The sequence below is a fragment of the Kordia sp. E genome (assembly GCF_056033805.1).
In genome coordinates this window covers 297,832-317,809 of sequence record NZ_JBRASR010000004.1, presented here as the reverse complement: position 1 = coordinate 317,809, position 19,978 = coordinate 297,832, and the positions used below count along the sequence as shown (strand labels likewise).

Annotated in this window: 23 protein-coding genes and 1 other RNA gene; 16 read left to right on the top strand and 8 right to left on the bottom strand. The window is 30.9% G+C overall.

Features of this window, described 5'->3' with window-relative positions; genetic code table 11:
* Positions 1–2: 2 nt before the first annotated feature.
* From ACUUYC_RS20860 to ACUUYC_RS20840, 5 genes are all read right to left on the bottom strand, one after another.
* Complete coding sequence (locus ACUUYC_RS20860; protein ID WP_474269042.1) at positions 3–359, bottom strand: hypothetical protein; 357 nt, start codon at positions 357–359, stop codon at positions 3–5.
* A gap of 138 nt (positions 360–497) precedes the next feature.
* Positions 498–2,060 (bottom strand): hypothetical protein, encoded by a 1,563-nt coding sequence (locus tag ACUUYC_RS20855; protein WP_474269041.1) that lies wholly within the window; start codon positions 2,058–2,060, stop codon positions 498–500.
* Positions 2,061–2,130: 70 nt separating this feature from the next.
* A complete protein-coding gene (locus ACUUYC_RS20850; RefSeq protein ID WP_474269040.1) occupies positions 2,131–3,330 on the bottom strand; it encodes a carboxypeptidase-like regulatory domain-containing protein in 1,200 nt (399 codons plus the stop codon).
* A gap of 23 nt (positions 3,331–3,353) precedes the next feature.
* Positions 3,354–4,073, bottom strand: coding sequence for a carboxypeptidase-like regulatory domain-containing protein (locus ACUUYC_RS20845; RefSeq protein WP_474269038.1), 720 nt, complete (start codon positions 4,071–4,073; stop codon positions 3,354–3,356).
* Positions 4,074–4,235: 162 nt separating this feature from the next.
* Entirely contained in the window at positions 4,236–4,517 is a 282-nt protein-coding gene (locus tag ACUUYC_RS20840) for a hypothetical protein (RefSeq protein WP_474269037.1), read from the bottom strand.
* Positions 4,518–4,749: 232 nt separating this feature from the next.
* On the opposite strand from ACUUYC_RS20840, the gene ACUUYC_RS20835 reads away from it, so the two are divergent.
* The 5 genes from ACUUYC_RS20835 (at position 4,750) to ACUUYC_RS20815 (ending at position 8,599) form a co-directional block, all read left to right on the top strand.
* A complete protein-coding gene (locus ACUUYC_RS20835) occupies positions 4,750–5,517 on the top strand; it encodes a hypothetical protein (RefSeq protein WP_474269036.1) in 768 nt (255 codons plus the stop codon).
* 12 nt (positions 5,518–5,529) lie between these two features.
* Entirely contained in the window at positions 5,530–6,192 is a 663-nt protein-coding gene (locus tag ACUUYC_RS20830; protein ID WP_474269035.1) for a hypothetical protein, read from the top strand.
* The gene (locus ACUUYC_RS20825) at positions 6,159–6,923 is read left to right on the top strand and encodes a sensor histidine kinase (RefSeq protein ID WP_474269033.1); all 765 of its coding nucleotides are present in this window, start codon (positions 6,159–6,161) and stop codon (positions 6,921–6,923) included. Before ACUUYC_RS20830 ends, ACUUYC_RS20825 begins: the two co-directional genes overlap by 34 nt.
* Before the next feature lie 4 nt (positions 6,924–6,927).
* Positions 6,928–7,578, top strand: coding sequence for a response regulator (locus ACUUYC_RS20820; protein ID WP_474269031.1), 651 nt, complete (start codon positions 6,928–6,930; stop codon positions 7,576–7,578).
* A gap of 133 nt (positions 7,579–7,711) precedes the next feature.
* The gene (locus ACUUYC_RS20815; protein ID WP_474269030.1) at positions 7,712–8,599 is read left to right on the top strand and encodes an aldose epimerase family protein; all 888 of its coding nucleotides are present in this window, start codon (positions 7,712–7,714) and stop codon (positions 8,597–8,599) included.
* Between the two features lie 120 nt (positions 8,600–8,719).
* Here ACUUYC_RS20815 and ACUUYC_RS20810 read toward each other — a convergent pair whose 3' ends face one another.
* Positions 8,720–9,784, bottom strand: a complete 1,065-nt coding sequence (locus ACUUYC_RS20810) for a glutaminyl-peptide cyclotransferase (RefSeq protein ID WP_474269027.1) — start codon at positions 9,782–9,784, stop codon at positions 8,720–8,722.
* Between the two features lie 85 nt (positions 9,785–9,869).
* Between ACUUYC_RS20810 and ffs the strand changes: the two genes are divergently transcribed.
* The 3 genes from ffs (at position 9,870) to ACUUYC_RS20795 (ending at position 11,527) form a co-directional block, all read left to right on the top strand.
* An RNA gene (gene ffs / locus ACUUYC_RS20805) (signal recognition particle sRNA small type) lies at positions 9,870–9,967 on the top strand.
* Positions 9,968–10,043: 76 nt separating this feature from the next.
* Positions 10,044–10,850 carry an SDR family oxidoreductase gene (locus ACUUYC_RS20800; protein ID WP_474269025.1) on the top strand — a complete coding sequence of 269 codons (807 nt, stop codon included), beginning with the start codon at positions 10,044–10,046 and terminating at the stop codon, positions 10,848–10,850.
* A 110-nt stretch (positions 10,851–10,960) separates the two neighbouring features.
* Positions 10,961–11,527: a DinB family protein gene (locus tag ACUUYC_RS20795; protein ID WP_474269023.1), complete on the top strand. Its 567-nt coding sequence runs from the start codon at positions 10,961–10,963 to the stop codon at positions 11,525–11,527.
* Between the two features lie 4 nt (positions 11,528–11,531).
* Here the strand turns inward: ACUUYC_RS20795 and ACUUYC_RS20790 are convergent, their stop codons facing one another.
* Positions 11,532–12,062, bottom strand: a complete 531-nt coding sequence (locus tag ACUUYC_RS20790) for a hypothetical protein (protein WP_474269021.1) — start codon at positions 12,060–12,062, stop codon at positions 11,532–11,534.
* A gap of 337 nt (positions 12,063–12,399) precedes the next feature.
* On the opposite strand from ACUUYC_RS20790, the gene ACUUYC_RS20785 reads away from it, so the two are divergent.
* The 8 genes from ACUUYC_RS20785 (at position 12,400) to fsa (ending at position 18,446) form a co-directional block, all read left to right on the top strand.
* The gene (locus ACUUYC_RS20785) at positions 12,400–13,470 is read left to right on the top strand and encodes a carboxylesterase family protein (RefSeq protein WP_474269019.1); all 1,071 of its coding nucleotides are present in this window, start codon (positions 12,400–12,402) and stop codon (positions 13,468–13,470) included.
* A 34-nt stretch (positions 13,471–13,504) separates the two neighbouring features.
* A complete protein-coding gene (locus ACUUYC_RS20780; RefSeq protein WP_474269017.1) occupies positions 13,505–14,065 on the top strand; it encodes a hypothetical protein in 561 nt (186 codons plus the stop codon).
* Positions 14,066–14,068: 3 nt separating this feature from the next.
* Positions 14,069–14,479, top strand: coding sequence for a hypothetical protein (locus ACUUYC_RS20775; RefSeq protein WP_474269014.1), 411 nt, complete (start codon positions 14,069–14,071; stop codon positions 14,477–14,479).
* Positions 14,472–14,699: a VF530 family protein gene (locus ACUUYC_RS20770; protein ID WP_474269012.1), complete on the top strand. Its 228-nt coding sequence runs from the start codon at positions 14,472–14,474 to the stop codon at positions 14,697–14,699. The genes ACUUYC_RS20775 and ACUUYC_RS20770 overlap by 8 nt, the downstream gene beginning before the upstream one ends.
* 77 nt (positions 14,700–14,776) lie before the next feature.
* A complete protein-coding gene (locus ACUUYC_RS20765; RefSeq protein WP_474269008.1) occupies positions 14,777–15,415 on the top strand; it encodes a tetratricopeptide repeat protein in 639 nt (212 codons plus the stop codon).
* A gap of 403 nt (positions 15,416–15,818) precedes the next feature.
* On the top strand, positions 15,819–16,664 hold the full coding sequence (locus ACUUYC_RS20760; protein WP_474269006.1) for a LytR/AlgR family response regulator transcription factor: 846 nt from the start codon (positions 15,819–15,821) through the stop codon (positions 16,662–16,664).
* Between the two features lie 113 nt (positions 16,665–16,777).
* Entirely contained in the window at positions 16,778–17,440 is a 663-nt protein-coding gene (locus tag ACUUYC_RS20755; RefSeq protein WP_474269004.1) for a lysostaphin resistance A-like protein, read from the top strand.
* A 352-nt stretch (positions 17,441–17,792) separates the two neighbouring features.
* Positions 17,793–18,446 (top strand): fructose-6-phosphate aldolase, encoded by a 654-nt coding sequence (gene fsa, locus ACUUYC_RS20750; RefSeq protein WP_474269002.1) that lies wholly within the window; start codon positions 17,793–17,795, stop codon positions 18,444–18,446.
* A gap of 87 nt (positions 18,447–18,533) precedes the next feature.
* On the opposite strand, the gene ACUUYC_RS20745 is transcribed toward fsa, so the two are convergent.
* The gene (locus ACUUYC_RS20745; protein ID WP_474269000.1) at positions 18,534–19,952 is read right to left on the bottom strand and encodes a TlpA family protein disulfide reductase; all 1,419 of its coding nucleotides are present in this window, start codon (positions 19,950–19,952) and stop codon (positions 18,534–18,536) included.
* Positions 19,953–19,978: the final 26 nt, after the last annotated feature.

The following is a 19,978-nucleotide window of genomic DNA, read 5'->3' as shown; positions in this document are numbered from 1 at the left end:
TTTTAGAAAAGATGTAAGATTGCTAAGATGAGAAGTGCAATTCCAACAATTACTTTAAATGGCATTAATTTCTTAGAAACTTTTACCAAAGCACCACCAATAGCTGGAACTTGACTTAATACATGCGTTAATAATAACAAACCACCTGCAATGGCTACAGCAGAATAAATAATGCTATTAAAACCTAATAGAAACCAAACTCCTAATCCTAAAGAAGCACCACCAATTACAGTTGTAAAAGGCATTAATTTCTTTGCAATGTTGTTAAAGAAATCGCTTTCTCCATCAAGTTTATCAAGTGCGGTAATTCCAAGTAAGATTCCTGCTAAAATGTTAGCAATATCAAAAATAAGTCCCATGGTTTTTTAAAATTAAGTGTTAAACTATTCTTTGTTTTTATTGTTTTACCAATATACGTATAAAAAAAGCATCATAAAATAGTATAGTTATTTTATGATGCTTTTCGATATATGGTTGTATTTTTTTGTTAAACTCGTTTAATCATCGTCTAAAGGGACATTTTGATATGCACCAACATCCGTTTTGTTATTTGGAGCTAGCGTTCTCATAGTTCCTAAAATATCTTGTGGAGCAAACGTTGAAGTAGTAGTAGGATTTCCAAGACCAATAGCGCCAGAATCAGTTCCGATATTAAATTCATTCATTTCTACATCCTTAAAATCAGGATCTAAATTGAATGTAATTTCATCAAAAAGTGTTGATTCATTGAAATTATATAAATCATCATCGTTAAACCTGTTGTTTAAATCATTAAACTTGATTAGGCAATTTTTGAAACTATACCCTAAGTCAGCACCGTTTTCTTTATCTAGTATCAATTCAATATTGTTGTTTCCTGCAATGATACAGTTTGAAAAGTTTGCATCTAAGTCTTCAGTTAAGAACATATTATTTCCTAAATCTATATAGTTGTCCAATAAAACTGTTGGAAATACTCTGAAACTGTTAGTCCAATAGTTTGCAAATGTACAATGTCTGAATGTATAGCGTCCGCCTAAATTACAATACAGAGAAGCTTGTCCTGCACTTCCAAGAACTGTGTTCGTTGCTTCTACATAACCTGTACGGGCTAATAAACCAACTGTTGAGCTATTGTGAATTTGTGAGTTGTTTAGTGTTAATGTCGGGTTTGTAGTTCCGTCGCTATTTTCCGTTAAGATTCCGACAGAAGCATTTTTTATCGTTGCATGATTAATGAAGTTGTTTGTACTTCCATTTGTGAGCCAAATAGTTCCCCATTGTCCAGGAACGTTTGCAAAACCAGGTTCTAAACGATCACCTTCAAAAATGACTTCGCCTTCTAATTCTTCTGTAGTACTGGTAGTTCCATTAACCTGTAATGAACCTTCATTAGCAACGATGATACCAGAATTTGCATGAAAATGTATTCTTGCGCCAGCATCAATATTCAATACTTTATTTTGCCCGACGGCTGCGTACCCGTAAACTACATAGGGTTTATCATTTGTCCAATTGAGTTCTGTATCCTCTAAAAAGAAACCTTCAATTCGAGTTTCATTTCCTTCATCATCTACACCCAGAAGTAGTGTTTCAATAGTTCCATCAGCAAATTGCTGTGGATATAGGAAAACTGCATCTTGTACAAGTGTGACGAGTTCTACTTTTTGTTGATTGCCTCCATTGTCAAATTCTATAGCATCTGTGTATAAAAATTGATCACCACTTGCAAAATCGTTGATATTAACAGTTGTTTCTACAAAAATGAATAGACTGTCATTGGCTAATAGTTCAATATTTTGAAATACTTTTCCAGCAATTCCATCAACATTTAGGCGGTATTTAGACGTTTGACCTTCACTCAATTGGATCGTAGGAATATTTATATCATCATCACTTCGGTTATATACCTTTAAGTTATAGGTACTTGATCCAATGTTGGAAAAAATTGTATCTAAATACACGGTATCTTTTGAGAATTCAAGTTGCCCCGAACTTGGAACTGTCACAAAATCTTTTCGACATGAACTCCAAAGTATAGCAATTGCAAAAATTAAAAAAGTATATAAAAGTTTCTTCATTGTAATATTTTAATAATATATCCTTGATAGATACATTTAGCTGTAAAAATATAACTTTTTGAAGTTCTAATTATTGTTTATCACTCGATTTTTTATTTTCTACACGTTTTGCAGCTTTTTCTGCTTTGCGCGCTGCTCTTTCGGAACGTCTCTTTTCACGTTTTTCCTTCCATTTCTTTTTTTGAAAAGCAAAGTAGTTTTGAATACGGTTTTTGTTTTCTTTTTGTTCTTTAGTCAACGATCTTTCAGAATGTTCTATCCAACGTGGAGATGTTGTAAAGGATCCACCAACTACAATAAGACCTCCTAAAATACCAGCCTCTAATTGTGCATCATGTTTGTTTTTTGTGGCTTTAATTTCGGTAGATTCATAGCCAATATAACTAATGACAAGAATATCATTTTTCTTCATGTTCATTTTGTAATGACCATCAAAGTCTGCAGTGACACCTTTTTTTGTGTTTTTTATTTGAACTGTTGCGCCAGGTAATGGCAATCCAGTATCATCTGTGATTGTTCCGCTAACAGTTAAACTGTCACTTTTAGTTTCTAAATTTTCAGCAGCTACAGTTGTAACCGCACCGATATTTACTTTTCCTACTCTTGGAGTATAATAAGGAAGTATCTGAACTTCACCTAAGCTGTTATCTTGCTCTAATGAAAAGTTATGATTTTTCTTAGTTGCTTTCATCTCAACAGAATTATATCCTGTATAGCTAATTACTAAAACAGCATTTTTGTGTGTGTTAATTTTGTAGTTTCCGTCAAAGTCTGTAGTTGTTCCAACCTTTGTATCTTTAATTGTAATCGTTGCACCTGGCAATGGATAACCTGTATCATCTGTGATTATTCCACTAACCGTAAGACTATCTTTTTTAACTTTTCCTTGTTTGTGTAAAGAGCCAATATTCAATGATTTATAGTTGTCACTATTGGTTTGTACAATTTGTGGTGTATGTTTCGTATTGTTTTTTATTTCTTGCGAAAAAAGTGTAATTGGTAATAATAATGAAGCTGCATACGATACCCAATGATTTCGTTTTTTCCTGTCTATAATTAGTTTTCTGTCTAATTGGGAAGTATAGAAGCGCCCACAAACATTATCATGTTTTTGAAAATGTTTTACAATAGTCTCATCACTTTCTGAAGTAAAATCGATTATTTCTTTTGTACAAACTCCACAAAACTTCCCTTTCTGAGTTGGACTCATCTTGTTCAAATCTTCATGGCAAGGTTCTGGAATATTTATTTTTAACGGTTTATTTTTCATAATAATGATTTATCAAAAGAATATTAATTTCTAAATTTTATCGTTGTTACTGCTCCAATATATTTTTCACGGACAACGGTTGCATATCCAGCAACAATAACATCTTGTTTGATAGTTTTATCAATTTTTAATTGTGCATTATGAACATTATTTATCACTTTTATATTTACAGATTTGTATCCTATAAAGCTAATCACTAGAAAGTCATTTTTTTTAATATTAATTTTATAATTACCATCAAAGTCTGTTGAAGTTTTAATCTTTGTGCCTTTAATGAGAATTGTAGCGCCAGGCAGTGGTAAACCTGTATCATCTGTGATTGTCCCGTTAACCGTAAGGCTATCCTTTTTAACTTTTTCTTGCTTATGTAGAGAGCCAATATTCAATGATTTATAGTTGTTACTATTGGTTTGTACAATTTGTGGTGTATGTTTTGTATTGTTTTTTACTTCTTGTGAAAAAAGCGTGATTGGTAATAAAAGTGAAGCTGCATACGATACCCAATGATTTCGTTTCTTTCTGTTTACAATTAATTTCCGATCTAATTGAGAAGTATGAAAACGTCCACAGATGTTACCATTTTTCTGAAAATGCTTTACAATAGTCTCATCGCTTTCTGAAGTAAAATCGATTACTTCTTTTGTGCAAACTCTACAAAATTTGCCTTTCTGAGTTGGTGTCATTTCACTCCAATCTTCATGGCAAGGTTCTGGAATGTTTATTTTTAATTCAGGATATTTCATAACTCAGTTTTAAATACAATTCAAATAAAACATAAATACTATTGGTATGAAACCAACAATGAGTAAACAGTCTTTTTTGATGAGTAAACACATCTTCACATAAAAAACTCCTTTACTTCAAAATGAAATAAAGGAGTTCTACTAAAGTGCTTATGAATATGGTTATAGCTCTTTTACAATAAAATTTGAACTACTAGCTACAGGTGTAAAAACACCGTTTACATCTTGAAAAACTTGTAATGTAAATCCGTTTGTGTATGGATATAACATGTATGATAACCCAGGAATTTGTTGTGTTGGAGAAACAACAACTGATGCACCTGCATTAACATTTCCGTTATAATCTACTGTGTATTTTTGTTGCCCAGAATCGTATTGACATGAAAAGTTTCCGTTACTTGTAATTTGACCACTAGATGTGATTGTTCCGCAATAAGTTGACATAATTTTTAGGTTTTAAAATGATTAATAATTATTAGTATTTCATATCTTATTACTCACTCGGCGCCAAGCTTTTATTTGATATGATTCAAAAGTAAAACGCCTACAAACAGAATAAAAGATAGCAATTACGTGATTTAAAACACGTGTTTTTATAAGCTCAAACACGTATAAATACGCTTTGTTAATTATCTTGTATACAATACTTTAGCTTAAACTTTAAAACAATTAGATTATGCTACAAGAACCTATTACTGATTTTGAACTAATTCCGTTATCAGAAGCGTCAGTTTTGACGGAAAATTGGCAGAAAGAAAATTATTTAAAAGCGTTTTTATTTCATAAAAATGACATAGAATGTTTGGCACAACAAACTGATGTTGTTGGTGTTCGTTTTTATGTTGGAGTTACAAAAAAAGAAAATGAAGAAGATGCACTTGATATGATTGTTGTTGGTGTAAATAGTCTAAATGAAGATATTATTTACACAGAAAACACTAATACTATTGGTGATTTTACTGATGTTAGCGGTATTTATGATTTTGCTTTGCCTTGTCCAAAACTTTGCGATCCAGAAAGTCCTTTAAATCATGGGATAAGTGATGTGACTTCATCTATTACAAATGGCGCTATGAGAAGAGTACAACACTCTACAGAAGAAGAATGTGCTATAAATTTAGGAGCCATCAGTGAACAAGATGCAGTTGATCGTGTCACAATTTGGCAATGTGAAATGGAAGAAACACTTATTTCTATCTATTTTAATATTGAAAGTTTCGATGCCATATTTAGAGAATTCAAAGAAGCTAATGCCTTACGCGTATACTTTGGCTTGGAAGATAGAGAACACCGTGTTATACTAATTGGTGCTACTAATTCTGAAGAAGCTTATTATAGTGATATTCTATCAGAAGAAGTATATAAAAATATAAAAGCACCATGTACTGGAAACGGAGAAGGTTCATGTGCAGTGAATAGAACTTTATATTTAGATTGTAATTAATCATAATTATCTATGCTTACACAAACTTTTTTAGCAAGTTTTAGCGAAATATCGCAATTATCATTGTTGTTGCCTTTGCTAGCTATAGTGTTCAGATTCAAACGGTTTACAAAACTATTTTGGACAGTTGGTGGTTTATTATTGGTAGCAACAATTGTTTCATACTGTGCTTATTTGTTATATAAAAGCCGTGTGAATAACATGTATTTACTTCACATATACACTGTGTTAGAATATACATTTTGGAGTCTGTTTTACTATCAATTATTTGAAAGAAGAACCGTAAAAAGAATCATACTAAGCTTGCTAATTATATTTTGTGCTTTTTCAATTTTTAATACGATGTATTGGCAATCATTAGAAATGTATAATTCATACAGTAGATCGCTAGAAGGCGCTTTTTTACTATGTTTTGCTATTGCTTGGTTTTATAAAGTATTTGTAAATGGTAAGATTACAGCACTAGAAAAACACCCTGTTTTTTGGGTAAATGCTGGAGTATTGGTCTACTTTTCAGGATCTTTTTTATTATTTATTTCGAATAATTTTTTGTTAGAACTTTCAACTCAAGATTTTTTTGAAGCTTGGGCATTACATGGTTTATTCTTAATAATTCATTATCTTTTTATCGCAATAGGAATATGGTTAGTCAAGCGCAAGAAGGAACTTCGTTAATATTATACGGCGGCATGTTAGGAATGTTTTTCCTAGCAATTGCTATTGTAGGCTTTGTATTGATTTACAAAAAACGTTTGTTACAACAACAAATACGACATCAAGAACAATTATTGGATAGTGCTATAGAAATTCAGGATGAAGAACGAAAACGCTTTGCAGCTGATTTGCATGATGAAATTGGTGGCGGAATTTCCACGATACTATTAAGCGTTTCAAGATTGAAAAAAGAAGCTGGTGAAAGTGAGGAAATTACAACGCAATCTGAAAACATTCAGCAACAATTAGATAGTTTGCTAAAAAAAGTTCGTGAGATTTCATACAATATCATGCCGCCAACACTTGAAGATTTCGGCTTGAACGAATCAATAAGCGATTTATGCTTTACAATTAGTGAAACAGAGTTACTCAAAGTTGTGTACGAATGGAATGGAAGTGAAGAACGATTAAAATTCTCCTCTGAACTTGCATTATACAGAATTATTAAAGAGTTAATTGTGAATGTAATAAAGCATGCAGAAGCAAAAACAGTTTCAATTCACATAAAAAATAGAGCGAATCATTTTGAACTCATTGTAAAAGATGATGGAAAAGGATTTGATACGAAAACCATTAAAAAAGGAGCAGGATTGCGAAATATATATGATAGAGCGTTGATTTTAGGCGCAACATTAAATATTACATCTAAAAAGGAAAGTGGTACCACTACAATTTTAAAATTGAATACATAAAAACATGATACAAATAGCATTGGTAGATGACCACTTATTGTTTAGAGAAGGCATCAAAGCAATATTTCAGGATGAAGAAAATATGGAAATCATTTTGGAAGCTTCTGACGGAAATGAATTTTTAAATGCGTTACGGAATTCAGTAAAAAAACCTTCTGTAGTGTTGTTAGATATTAGAATGCCAAATCTTGATGGATATGAAACGGCAAAAATATTGCTTGAAGAATATCCAGCTATGAAAATCATTGTATTAACCATGCATGAAGAAGAACGTCATATCATTAAAATGATTGAACTTGGCGTAAATGGCTATTTAATGAAAAATGCAAGCCCAGAAGATGTGATTGATAGTATTCGTAGTGTAATGGAATACGATTATTATTTCAACAATAAAATCACAAACATTATGCGTAAAGTCATGATGTACAAAGGAAAACGAAATTCAGACCATCTAACTTTTGATCTTTCTGAACGTGAAAAAGAAGTCTTAGCGTTAATCTGTCAAGAATTCACTGCAAAAGAAATAGGAGAGAAGCTCTTTATAAGTTTCAGAACTGTTGAAGGGCATCGAAAAAAACTACTAGCCAAGCTAAATGTTAGAAATACAGCTGGTATGGTTGTATTAGCAATCAAAAATGAAATTGTAAAAATTTAGGAAATTATAAATGTAAAATGTTTTCTACCAGCAACCGAGAAATTCGTATAAAAAAAGTCATTATTGTATTCGTTCAATGCATAGTTTCGTAGTATTTTCGGGATTTTATTAATACAGAAGAAATATAAACAACGTGTTTCAAATACAAGAGAACAAAAACATCCTAGAGATTTCAAATGAAAATAACAAAGCATCTGCTTCGATTAACTTAGACGAAGGCGCACGATTGTTTGATGTAAAAGTGAATGATAGGACAATCATTTCTGAATACGAGAACTTTCCGTATAAAAATTCATCCGCATCAGCGATTTTATTCCCTTTTGCGAATCGGATTAAAGATGGAAGCTATATTTTCGATGGACAAACGTATCAAATTCCATGTAATGAAGTCGAAAAAAATAATGCAATTCATGGATTGTTATATACCAGAAAATTTGAAGTCTTTCACAAGCACGTTACTCATAAAGCTGCAAGTATAACGTTTCAGTACAATCACGATGGTTCTTCACAAGGATTTCCGTTTCCGTTTGATTTTTTTGTTACTTACAAACTCACTGAAACATCACTAAATGTTCATATAAAAGTTGTCAATACTGGTACAAAAACGTTTCCATTTACAATTGGTTGGCATCCATATTTTAACTCTGAAAATTTATATGAAAGTACAATCAATTTTAACTGTGAAGAAGAATACACAACAACTGATGACCGAAGCATTACCGATGGCACAAAGCCGCATGAACTACAAATGCCTTTCCAATTAAAAAACAATCCGTTTGATACTGCGTATAAATTGTTAGATAATGAGATCGGATTTTCAACGTCAACCTATCAAATAAAGATAAAAGGTTCAGCTCCAAAAAACTTTGTGCAATTTTATATTCCAAAAGACAAAAGTATCATTGCTATTGAACCCACAGTTGGGCTTTCAAATAGTTTTAATAACGGAATTGGTTTACAGACTTTATCACCAAGCAAAACCTATGAAATTTCATGGAATGTTGAGGTTGTGAAATTGTAAATCTTAAATTGAAAAGTATATTTTTTAAGACCCAAGACCCAAGACCCAAGACCCAAGACCCAAGACCCAAGACCCAAGACAAATAAATCAACAGTCTAAAAATCTAACAAGTCTAAAAAACTATTTTTCCATAATTTCTACTTCAAAAAGTTTATCCCAATACTTTCCAGTAACGAAATATGTGTTTGTTTTTGCATTGTAAGCAATTCCATTAAAGTAGTCAATTGCAGTATGATTTGTTACTTTCTCTTTCAAACCTCTAAAATCAATGATTCCTTCTAGCGCACCATTTTTAGGATTGATAATCATCATACTTTGTTTTTGGTAGCTATTGGCAAAGATTTTCCCATTGATAAATTCTAGCTCGTTTGCTTTTACGTACGTACGTTTATGATCACATACTTGAATAGCGTATTGTTCTTGTAAATCTTCAGGGTTTAAAATCCAAATTTTTTCTGTTCCATCACTTTTATATAACTTTTCACCATCATTACACAATCCCCAACCTTCTTTACTATCTTGATACAAAAAGGTATCCAAACGTTTTAGCGTATTAGGATCAAACACAAAGCCTGTTTTTGCTTGCCAAGTAAGCATGTATAGTTTGTCATTCAGTACTGTAATTCCTTCTCCAAAATACACACGATCTAAATCGATTTTTTGATATACTTTTCCTGTCTTATAATCAACCTTACGCAATGATGATTGTCCACGTTGTCCTGTACTTTCAAATAATGTATCTCTATAAAACTCTAAACCTTGTGTATAGGCTTTTATATCATGATCATATGTGTTTACTATTTTATACGTATAAACTTTAGGCGCGTTATTTGATAAAATGACCACTTTTTTTGAAACGACTTCCGTTTTTCCATCTGCATAAGTGATGTTAGCTTTTAAAGTATGCTTTCCAAGTAAAAAGTCTTCAGGAATAGTGGTTTCTAAAATCAGCGGATTAGAATTGGAATTTGTCAATTCTTGATCATTAATAGCATAACGGATTTTACTAACAGCTTGATCATTTTTATTAATTACAATCGCTTTTAAAGATGATTTTAGAGGGAATTTTGTTGATTTCCCATCAATTTTTAAAGAAAACTGAGGTGTGTTGGAATTTTTTTCTCCACCACATGCAAAAATTGTTAAACTTAAAAATATGATTATGAATGCATTATATAATTTCATTAGAATACTTTATTTCTGGCAAGTTAATTCATTAAAATCAGTTTAAAAAATGTTGTGTAAATGTAAAAACATTTTATCTTTGCAGCGGCAAGTCCTACACAACCAGCTCCTGTTGAATCCTCCAGGGCGGGAACGCAGCAAAGGTAAATGGTTGAGCGGTGTGATGTAGGTAGCTTGCCTTTTTTTATTCCCTAAAGTCAAGGCTCTATTTCTCCTTTTTTTTGAGCATATTTGTAAAAATTAACCTAAACACAATACAATGTCAAAAGTGGTCTTAATTACTGGTGGTTCATCAGGAATTGGAAAATCTATAGGAACTTTACTAGCTTCAAAAGGATTTACCGTGTATGGAACAAGTAGAAATCCGGATAAATTCACAGATTTTAATGAATTCAATTTATTAGCACTTGATGTGCGAAATACAGAATCGATTCAAAAAGCTGTTGCTACAATTATTGAAAAAGAAGGACGACTTGACGTGTTGATTAATAATGCTGGTGTTGGAATTACGGGACCGATAGAGGAAACACCAGATGATGAAATTCACAAAGCATTTCAAACCAATCTATACGGACCAATAGCTGTTATGAAAGCAGTTTTGCCACAAATGCGTTCACAAAAGAGCGGTTTAATTATCAATGTAAGTTCAATTGCAGGATATATGGGATTACCATATAGAGGAATTTATTCTGCTACTAAAGGAGCATTAGAATTGGTAACAGAAGCTATGCGCATGGAAACAAAAATGTTTGGTATAGAAATAACAAACGTTGCTCCAGGTGATTTTGCAACCAATATTGCGGCAGGACGTTATCATACGCCAGTTTTTGACAATTCTCCATATAAGGAAGTATACCAACATCAGCTTACAGAAATGGACGCGCATGTTGATGAAGGTTCTGACCCTAAAATTATGGCAGAAGTCATATTAAAGGTTATTCAAACTAAAAAGCCAAAAATTCATTATAAAGTTGGTGCGTTTATGCAAAAGTTTTCAATTGTATTAAAACGAATCTTGCCAGATAAAGTATATGAGAAAATGCTAATGAATCATTATAAGTTGTAATTAGTATGTTAACTTTCTAGCGTTAATTAATCTTAAACTATTCATAATAATGCTATGGTGAAGCTTGAATTCAGTATTTTCATAGAAAATAAAATTCAACAACCAACATAATGAAAACATACACACGACAACTTATTATTTGTTTCCTTTTAACTTGTATTTGTTCATTTACAGTAAAAGCACAAAAAATTAAACCTCAAAGAGGATACGATATACAAATTGGAAATGTTGTATCGATGCTTCAAGATTTAAAAATTCGTGTTACTCGTAGTGTATCAAACTTATCACAAGAAGAAACAGACTTTTTACTAGACGAAGATGCTAATAGAATTGGTGCTATGATTTACCATTTAGCAGCAACAGAAAAATATTATCAATTATTTACATTTGAAAATAGAGGCTTTAACAAGGATGAACAAGAATGGGCAGCTGCGTTAAGTTTAGGGGAAAATGGTAGAAAAGTTTTTCAAAACAAGCCGATTCGCTATTATTTAGATATTTGGGATAAGGTTAGAAAACAAACGTTACGACTTTTAAAAAAGAAAGATGACAAATGGTTTAATGCTACTATAACAGATAGTAACATGAATAACCATTGGGCTTGGTATCATGTGATGGAACACCAAGCAAATCATATGGGGCAAATTCGTTTGATTATCAAAAGAATTGGGAAATAAACGCTTACTGACCTTTTTTCATCATATAAAATAATTCTTTCTCAAGATCAATTACTGTACTTTTTACTCTTTTTCGTATCATAAAATACGGAATACCATACATCAAAACCGCATGAAATAGAATGAATAGGATAGGAATACCACTTTGATTAATACCAGTAGAAAACATAAAAATAAAAAATAGATAGAACACGGTAATGATGATATAAAAAGGAATCATAAAGTTACTAAACCCATTAACTTTTGCATCAATTACTACTTGATCATTTTGTTGTCTAAAGGTTCCTGTAACACGTGTTGAATAAGTATGTCTATCAAAAAACTGCCTGCGCCTTCTCATTGCAAAAGTATGTTGTGTAATAGTTCCTTTATATCTGTTTTTACTAGAAGAAAATACTTCAAATGCGGTGAAAAAACCACCAATAGAACCTTCATCAACATGTTGCTTAAAACTTCTGATAAATTCAGACTTATCAATAGCTAATTTAATTTGTTTGCGTTGTATTAATTGTATATTCTCTAAAAAACCGTTCATAATCATCTTCTTTTATAAGATATATGTGCTAGTTTTTTAATAGATGTTACAAGTGTATTAGAATTAATTGTTGAAAAACTGATGAAGCTAAAGATATTTTTTATTTTTGATTTAATTAAAAAGGACTAAATGTTCAGTGTTGAAGAAATCAGAGAGAATTATAAAAAATTTACAGATTCTCAAATAGAAAAAATTGCTTCTCAAGAATCTAAAACACCTCTAAACAGACATGAATACACGACAATAATTTCTATGCTAATTATTTGCAAATAGAAAACGCAAAAAAAATCTGTGTGATGGTTGGATTAAAGAACAAATTAATTTTAAAAATAATAACTTGAAAAATAGTACATTAACACGATTCCTGCTAAGTGTATTTCTAATGTTGTTAGTAAGTATATATAGTTCTTGTACGCAAGAGACAACTTCGTTTTGTCCTCAAAATTTAGAAAACGAATTTATTGCTTCTAAAGCTCCTTTTTCAATAGCATCACCAACAACATTATTCTATAAAGACATTTTATACGGAACTGATGAACGTAACGTGTTTGATTTTTTTCAACCCAATAAAGCGGAAGCTTCTTCTTTACTCATTATGATTCACGGTGGAGGATTTGTTACTGGCAAAAAGGAAAACTATTACAATACATACCATCACAGAAGTCTCATCAACACACTTTTGGAAAACAACATAGCGGTAATAACGATCAATTATCGGTATATAGATCCGCGAAATAAACAAGGAATTTTTAATAGTTTAACTGATGCCAAAAGAGCATTGCAATACATTCGTTATCATGCAAGTACATTGCACATTGACAAGTCAAAAGTGATGCTATTTGGGAATTCTGCAGGTGGTGCAACGGCAATGTGGATTGGGCTCCATGATGAAATGGCAGAAGCTCAACATACAGATGTTGTTTTAAGAGAATCTACAAGAGTTGAAGGTATTACTGCCATTGGAACACAAGCCAATTATAATGTGAGTAACTGGCACAAAACGGTATTTTCTAGCTATGAAAATGAAGGGTTTGGTGCAGAAGAAATCAAAGAAATACTAAATAAACATCGAATTTTTCTATATTATGGGATTGACAATCGTGCCGAATTTTCTACTGAAGAAACAAAAGCATACATAGAAAAAACAAGTATGCTACACATGTTATCTGCAGATGATCCTACGATTTACGTTGTTTCCGACAAATTCGCAAATGCTGTACCAACTACGATGAGTAAAGTATTTCATCATCCATTGCATTTAAAAACAATAAAAGAACAAGCCGAAAAAGTAGGTGCGAAAGGTATTTATTATTGCCCACAAATGGATTTAGATACACGTAAAGGAGAAACCTATGAAGATTTTATTATTCGAAAAATTGGGCATAGTAAAATATCTGAAAACCTTTAATACCTTTAAAATTCTAAAAATCGTTTAAACTATAATGAATAGTACTAATACATTTCTGTTAGAATCAAAACTAAGACGATTAAAAATCTCGTTCTCAAAGGAGAATGATAAAATCATCATTGGAAAATCAAAAGTAGATTTTGTAGTCGTATTTGGGTTGATCATTTTACCCATTGTAATTGCATTAAGTGCTATGGTATTTGTTCTTACTTCACAAATTGAATTTACAGGACGAGGCGGCGGAAAAATTTTTGGTATAATTATATTTATTCTGGCTATTGGAATTGTAAATATTTTTCGTGAGCGTTCTAAGATGAAAGCAAACAAAAACAAAAAAATATTAGATCATAAAATAATTAAAATAGTTGAAGAATATCAAATACAGCGTTTTGAAGCAGCCAATGTAAAAGACTTTGAATACGTTGTAAACCATCTTGATAATGATATTTGCCAAGGTCAATTATTTTTAGTAGACAGTAATAATCAAAAACACTTACTACTTGGATTTGACGGAGAAAACGAGCAATACGTATTGGACGATCTGTATTGGTTTATTGACTACTTTAAAAAACATTTGGAACTCCAAACTTCCTAAAACATGAAAGTATATAGGCACATAAGTTTTTTGCTTTTCTTAATAATTGGATTCAATTTTTGTTCAGCTCAAGCTGATTTTAAAAAAGGAATTGTTGGAACTTGGGAATTGATAGATAAAGTTAGTGACCTTGATGATGAGGAAGAACTGATTGGTAGTGAACCAAAGCAGCAAAAACCAGATCCATTTATGAATGAAGATGTAGTATGTGCATTTAAAAGCGATGGTGCTATCATTTTTTTAATACAAGATTTTTCGTTTGAAGCTACATATACACTCAAAAATTCAGATTTGGTTATTGGAAACCGTCAATACACCTTATTAAAAGTACAAAAGGACTCGTTATTTATTAAAGATAAAAATGGCCTATTAAACACTAGATATACATATAAAAGAATAAAAAAAGATGAGTAACGAACAACCAAACAATCCATTACATGGTGTTAAACTAGTTGAGATTGTAGAAACCTTAGTAGATTATTATGGTTTTGAAGAATTATCAGGAAGAATCAATATCAACTGTTTTAAAAGCAATCCTTCTGTAAAGTCAAGCTTAAAATTTCTCAGACGAACGCCTTGGGCACGTGAAAAAGTTGAAAACCTATACCTAAAAGTAATTCAAAAAATAAACTAAACTGCAACATCTTGAAACTACAACTCTTTAAAATTTTAAAAATAGTACTTGGAATCATTATACTAACAAGCTGTGATATGAAATCCGCACAAGATTATTATAAAGAAGCTATTGAGCTTAGCGGAAATCATAAACATGAAGAAGCTATCTTAAAACTAAATAAAGCTATTGAAAAAACACCAACCTACAGAATGGCGTTGATTCAAAGAGGTTATGTAAAAATAACTTGGTTAGATGAAATTAAAAGCGGGATTGAAGATTTTGAAAAAGTGTTAAGTTTTGATGCAGATAATACATTAGCGCTATACTACATTGGTTATGTATATGGTGATCAACAACAGCATGCAAAAGCTGTTGAATATCTATTAAAAGCTAACGAAACAGAAGGAGTTATTAAAAGTACAGACATCTTTTTGAATACCTATGATGAAAATAACTATGATGATGAACTTTTATTTAAAGTAGATGAAGGTGATATTATCTATCAACTTGGATTACAATATGTACGTCTTGAACAATATGATAATGCTATTGCTAGGCTAAACGAAACTGTTGCTGTAAAAACGCATCTACAAGACAGTTATTTTTTATTAGGCGAAGCATATATTGCTAAAAAAGACACGACAAACGCTTGTTCTAATTTTCAAAAATCATCACAATTTGGCGATCAAGAAGCCAAGAGAATGCTTATGAAATATTGTAAAAGAATTAAATAAAATGAATTGGCATTCAAAAAACAACCAACACTACACATAAACATGACAACTATACATGTTTTAGTTCATCTTCCATAAGTTTTATCGTACTTTATAGTAACAAACAAATAGTCATGATTAGCTATTTGAAAAAATTGTAGTTATTATAAAGGAAATCAAAGTTTAGTTACTTACAAATGCATTGTATATGCATCATTAAAATACTACTGTTTTGAAATTTTTGAAGCAGTAGCATACTTTGAAACCTCGATTGTAAAAGCCTGTGTAATGCAGGCTTTTTTCGTAAAATAAAGTTTTAAGTCTACGGTATAAATTTAATAGTTCTTATAAAATTAGAAGAACTAACACATACACAAAATAATTTTTTACTTTTGAATTTCTATGAAAACTGAGAATTCAATTCATGCCTAAAACACAAAAAGAAACAACAAATTCCAACACTTTGATACACAAGTTGTCAAGTCTCTTTTCATGGAATTGGATTCGAAAATTACTATTCTTAATCATCTTTTCATTTGTAATCAATCATCTTTCAGAACGTGATAATTTCCCAGATAGTGATGCATACACCTTTCCTTTTCATGGAATTATTGCCTCAATTATATTAGGAGCTATTGTTATTTTTATGACTGATGTTAATTTTAAATTTTATAAAAGAAAATACTTTTCAAAGCAAGTAGAAGCCCTTACTATTATACGTTTTGTAGTATCAACATTAGGATATATCATCTTAATTTATATTCCTTTTTATATAATGGTTACTTATCTTGCTAACGGACAAAAACAATTTTATTATTTCTTAATTGGTTTGTTATTAACGTTACTCATCTGCTTTATTGCATTGGTCATATTATATGCGAAAGATGTATATGATTTATATAAAACATCAATCAAAGAAGCAAAAATAACAATAGCGCATGGTGCAAAAACAACATTACTTACATATGAAGATATTGCTTGTTTTTATAGTGAAAATAAAATTGTGTATGCAGTTAAATATGATGGAAGAACTATTATAACTGATTTTACTTTAAATGAATTAGAAGAAACACTAAACAGTCAGTTGTTTTTTAGAGCAAATCGACAAATCATTATTCATATAAATTCCATTGATGAAATTGAAAAAATAGAAAATGGAAAGTTGTTGGTTAAAATAAAATCTTCTATTCTTACCTCAGAAGTGCCAGAAATCAATATCAGTCGTTACAAACGAAAAGCTTTTTTAAATTGGTTTGAAAAAAAGATGTAAAAATCACAGACTATTCAGTCATAAATTCACGACCATTCAGTAAAAGTAATAATGTTTATAGGACATTTGAGAGATTTACTTCTTTATTTCGCTTTGAAGTTAAAATCAAAAAAATGAACAAAATTACATTACGCCAAACATTAATTCCATTAATTACTATTGCTGTCACCTGCTTTTTATGGTTTGGACCAATACATTTAAATTATTTTGTAAACATCGTCATCTCGATACTTATCATTATAGCAAACTATATAGAATACAAAGGGAAACCATTTTCTGCACTTGGATTTCAACGTGAAAAATTCACACTCAGAAACATCTTCATATTAGCTCCATTAGTAGCATTAGGACTCTTTGCTTTTTATGCTTTTGTATTGGTGCCTACAGTTAATAAACTTACAGGAAGTCCATTGGATTATTCCGAATTTAAAGCTTTAGAAGGCGATTTGGTATCATGCTTAACCTTTTTACCTTTCATTTGGATTTCTGCCGGATTTGGAGAAGAAATCATTTTTCGCGGGTATTTTATGAAACAGTTTGTAAAATTCTTTGGAGATGGAAAAACAAGTATAATCATCAATATTATAGTATTTGCTTGTTTCTTTGGTTTTTTACATGGTTATCAAGGAATTTCGGGTCAAATTGTAACTGGAGTTATTGGAGGATTAATTGCAACTATATTCTACCTTCGTAAATATGATTTGTGGTTTGTGATTGCTGTTCACGGTTTTTTTGATACAATTGCTTTGATTTGTGTGTACTCTGGCTTTTTATAATAATTTAAAAATAATAAAATCAGCCATTGACTTTCTTTTTTATGTTTTGAAATGTTGATAACTCACGGACTATTCTCTGTGTGAAGTTCATAATCACATCTTATAATATTGTAATTTTACGCAGAATTTGCGTTAAGGATTATTCATTCATTATATTTTCCATAAATCGGAAATCATGAATGCGTAGCATTTGAAGCGGCATCCTTTTATCGTTAGTTCGAGTGAATTTGTGCATTGAGCGAAGTCGAAAATCACAAATTTGTATCGAGAACACGGTAAAAGATATAGCGGAAAGCCTGTAAAAACGCCCAAATAACAAACACAACTTTCATATACTAAATTTAGAAAACAAATGAAATTTTTTATCGACACGGCTAACTTAGATCAAATTCGTGAAGCACAAGCTTTAGGAATTTTAGATGGTGTAACGACAAATCCATCGCTAATGGCGAAAGAAGGAATTACAGGAAAAGAAAACATCATCAACCATTACAAAGCTATTTGTGAAATTGTTGAAGGAGATGTTTCTGCTGAGGTAATTGCTACTGACTTTGAAGGAATGGTAAGAGAAGGAGAAGAGTTGGCAGCTTTAGATCCACAAATTGTAGTAAAACTTCCAATGATTGCAGATGGAATAAAAGCGTGTAAATATTTTTCTGATAAAGGAATTAAAACGAACGTAACGTTAGTTTTCTCTGCCGGACAAGCATTATTAGCTGCAAAAGCAGGTGCAACATTTGTATCGCCATTTATTGGTCGTTTGGATGATATTTCTACAGATGGATTAAACTTGATTGCAGAAATTAGAATGATTTATGATAACTACGGATTCGAAACTGAAATTTTAGCAGCTTCTGTACGTCACACAATGCACATTATTGATTGTGCTAAAATTGGTGCTGATGTTATGACAGGTCCATTATCATCAATTGTTGGATTATTAAAGCATCCTTTAACAGACATCGGATTGGCAAAATTCTTAGCAGATTACAAAAAAGGAAACTAGTAATAGTTTCATTTATTATATACGTAAAAAGCGTCTTCAGTTTGAAGACGCTTTTTTTGTGTTATATATGATATGTTTTGAAAAATATTACTTCTTCAATTGATCTCTTAAATCTGTGTTGTACACGTTAGAAAATGCATCAATAATACGTCCACTTTGATCGGTAATGATTAATTTATTAATACTAATGAGCGCAAAATCTCTTGCAAGACTCTCATCATCTTCAACGCGGTATTGCTTACTTACAGGAAATTCTAATTCTCTCAAAGCACGTTTCCAACGCTTATGATCAGTATCCAAACTAATCCCAACAATATTTAAATTAGGAAACTCTTTTGCTAGTTGTTTAATTTTGCGTGTTACCAATTTCTTATGTCCTGTCTGTCTAGAGGTCCAAAAATAGAAAACAGTTTTTCCTTTCTTAGAATTTAAAGTATTAACAGGAATCTTATTGTATTTAGAATCTTGTACGTATATCTTATCTGAGAAAAAGCTACCTTTTTGTAAATCTTTAATACCTTTATGTAAATTAGAAATCTCTTTCTTAGACTCTGAATTCTTTGATATAACTTGAAACATCTTGAAAAAATCATTGTTCTTATCAATATCTGTATGATTATTTCTAAAATAAGAATACGCTGTATATCGTAACAATTCATCACGAACATTAGGTAACTTTATTAAGCTATCAATTAGCTTAAGCTTGTTTTTATTGTACGTAAGTGAAGTATTAATTTTTGTATTCTCTTTCAATGACTTCTTAATACATTCACTATATGATGCATTATTAATATGCTGCATTGCATACCTAATATATGGTACATAATAATTTAGTGTAGAATCATTTAAATTGATATCTCTTCTATACTCAAAAAAATCTTTTGGAATCGTAATAGAATCGTTTATTCTTTCATGAAATGTATTTTCATAGGTTTCTTTACATCTATACTTTGTATACGTAATAACATTGGTAATGAAATCCTTAAAATCTTCAGAAGCTGAAGGGTTTTGAGTAAAAAACTCAGTATTGCGCTGTATGCGTTGTTTGTAAATAGAATCGATACGTTTTTCAAAAGTAACAGGATCCAATTTGCAATCTCTGTATAATGAGTTATCTCTGTATTGTTGTTGTGTTAAATATAATTCAGTGTAAAAATTATTCTTTTCTGAACCTTTTCCTGTGTAAAACAGAGATTCATCAAACGCAAGTGTATTCAAACGAAGTAATAAACTATCACCTTTCTCTAAATTGATATATTGATGTTCTGGATTATGGAAAAACTTATACAAACCATTTTTATGATCCTTTAATTTCACTAAAAAACGATTGTCTTCATCGAGTTTCATGGAATCGATAAGTTCATCATTGTGAAACAAAAGCACATATTCGTCACTAGGATTGATAATTTCACCACCAAAATAAGCAACATTTTTGTCACCACTTTTGTTTGATTCATTACAACCAAAGCATATAAGAATAAGCAATAAAGGGGTAATATATTTCATAGTAATATGGTCAACTTTTTCAAGTT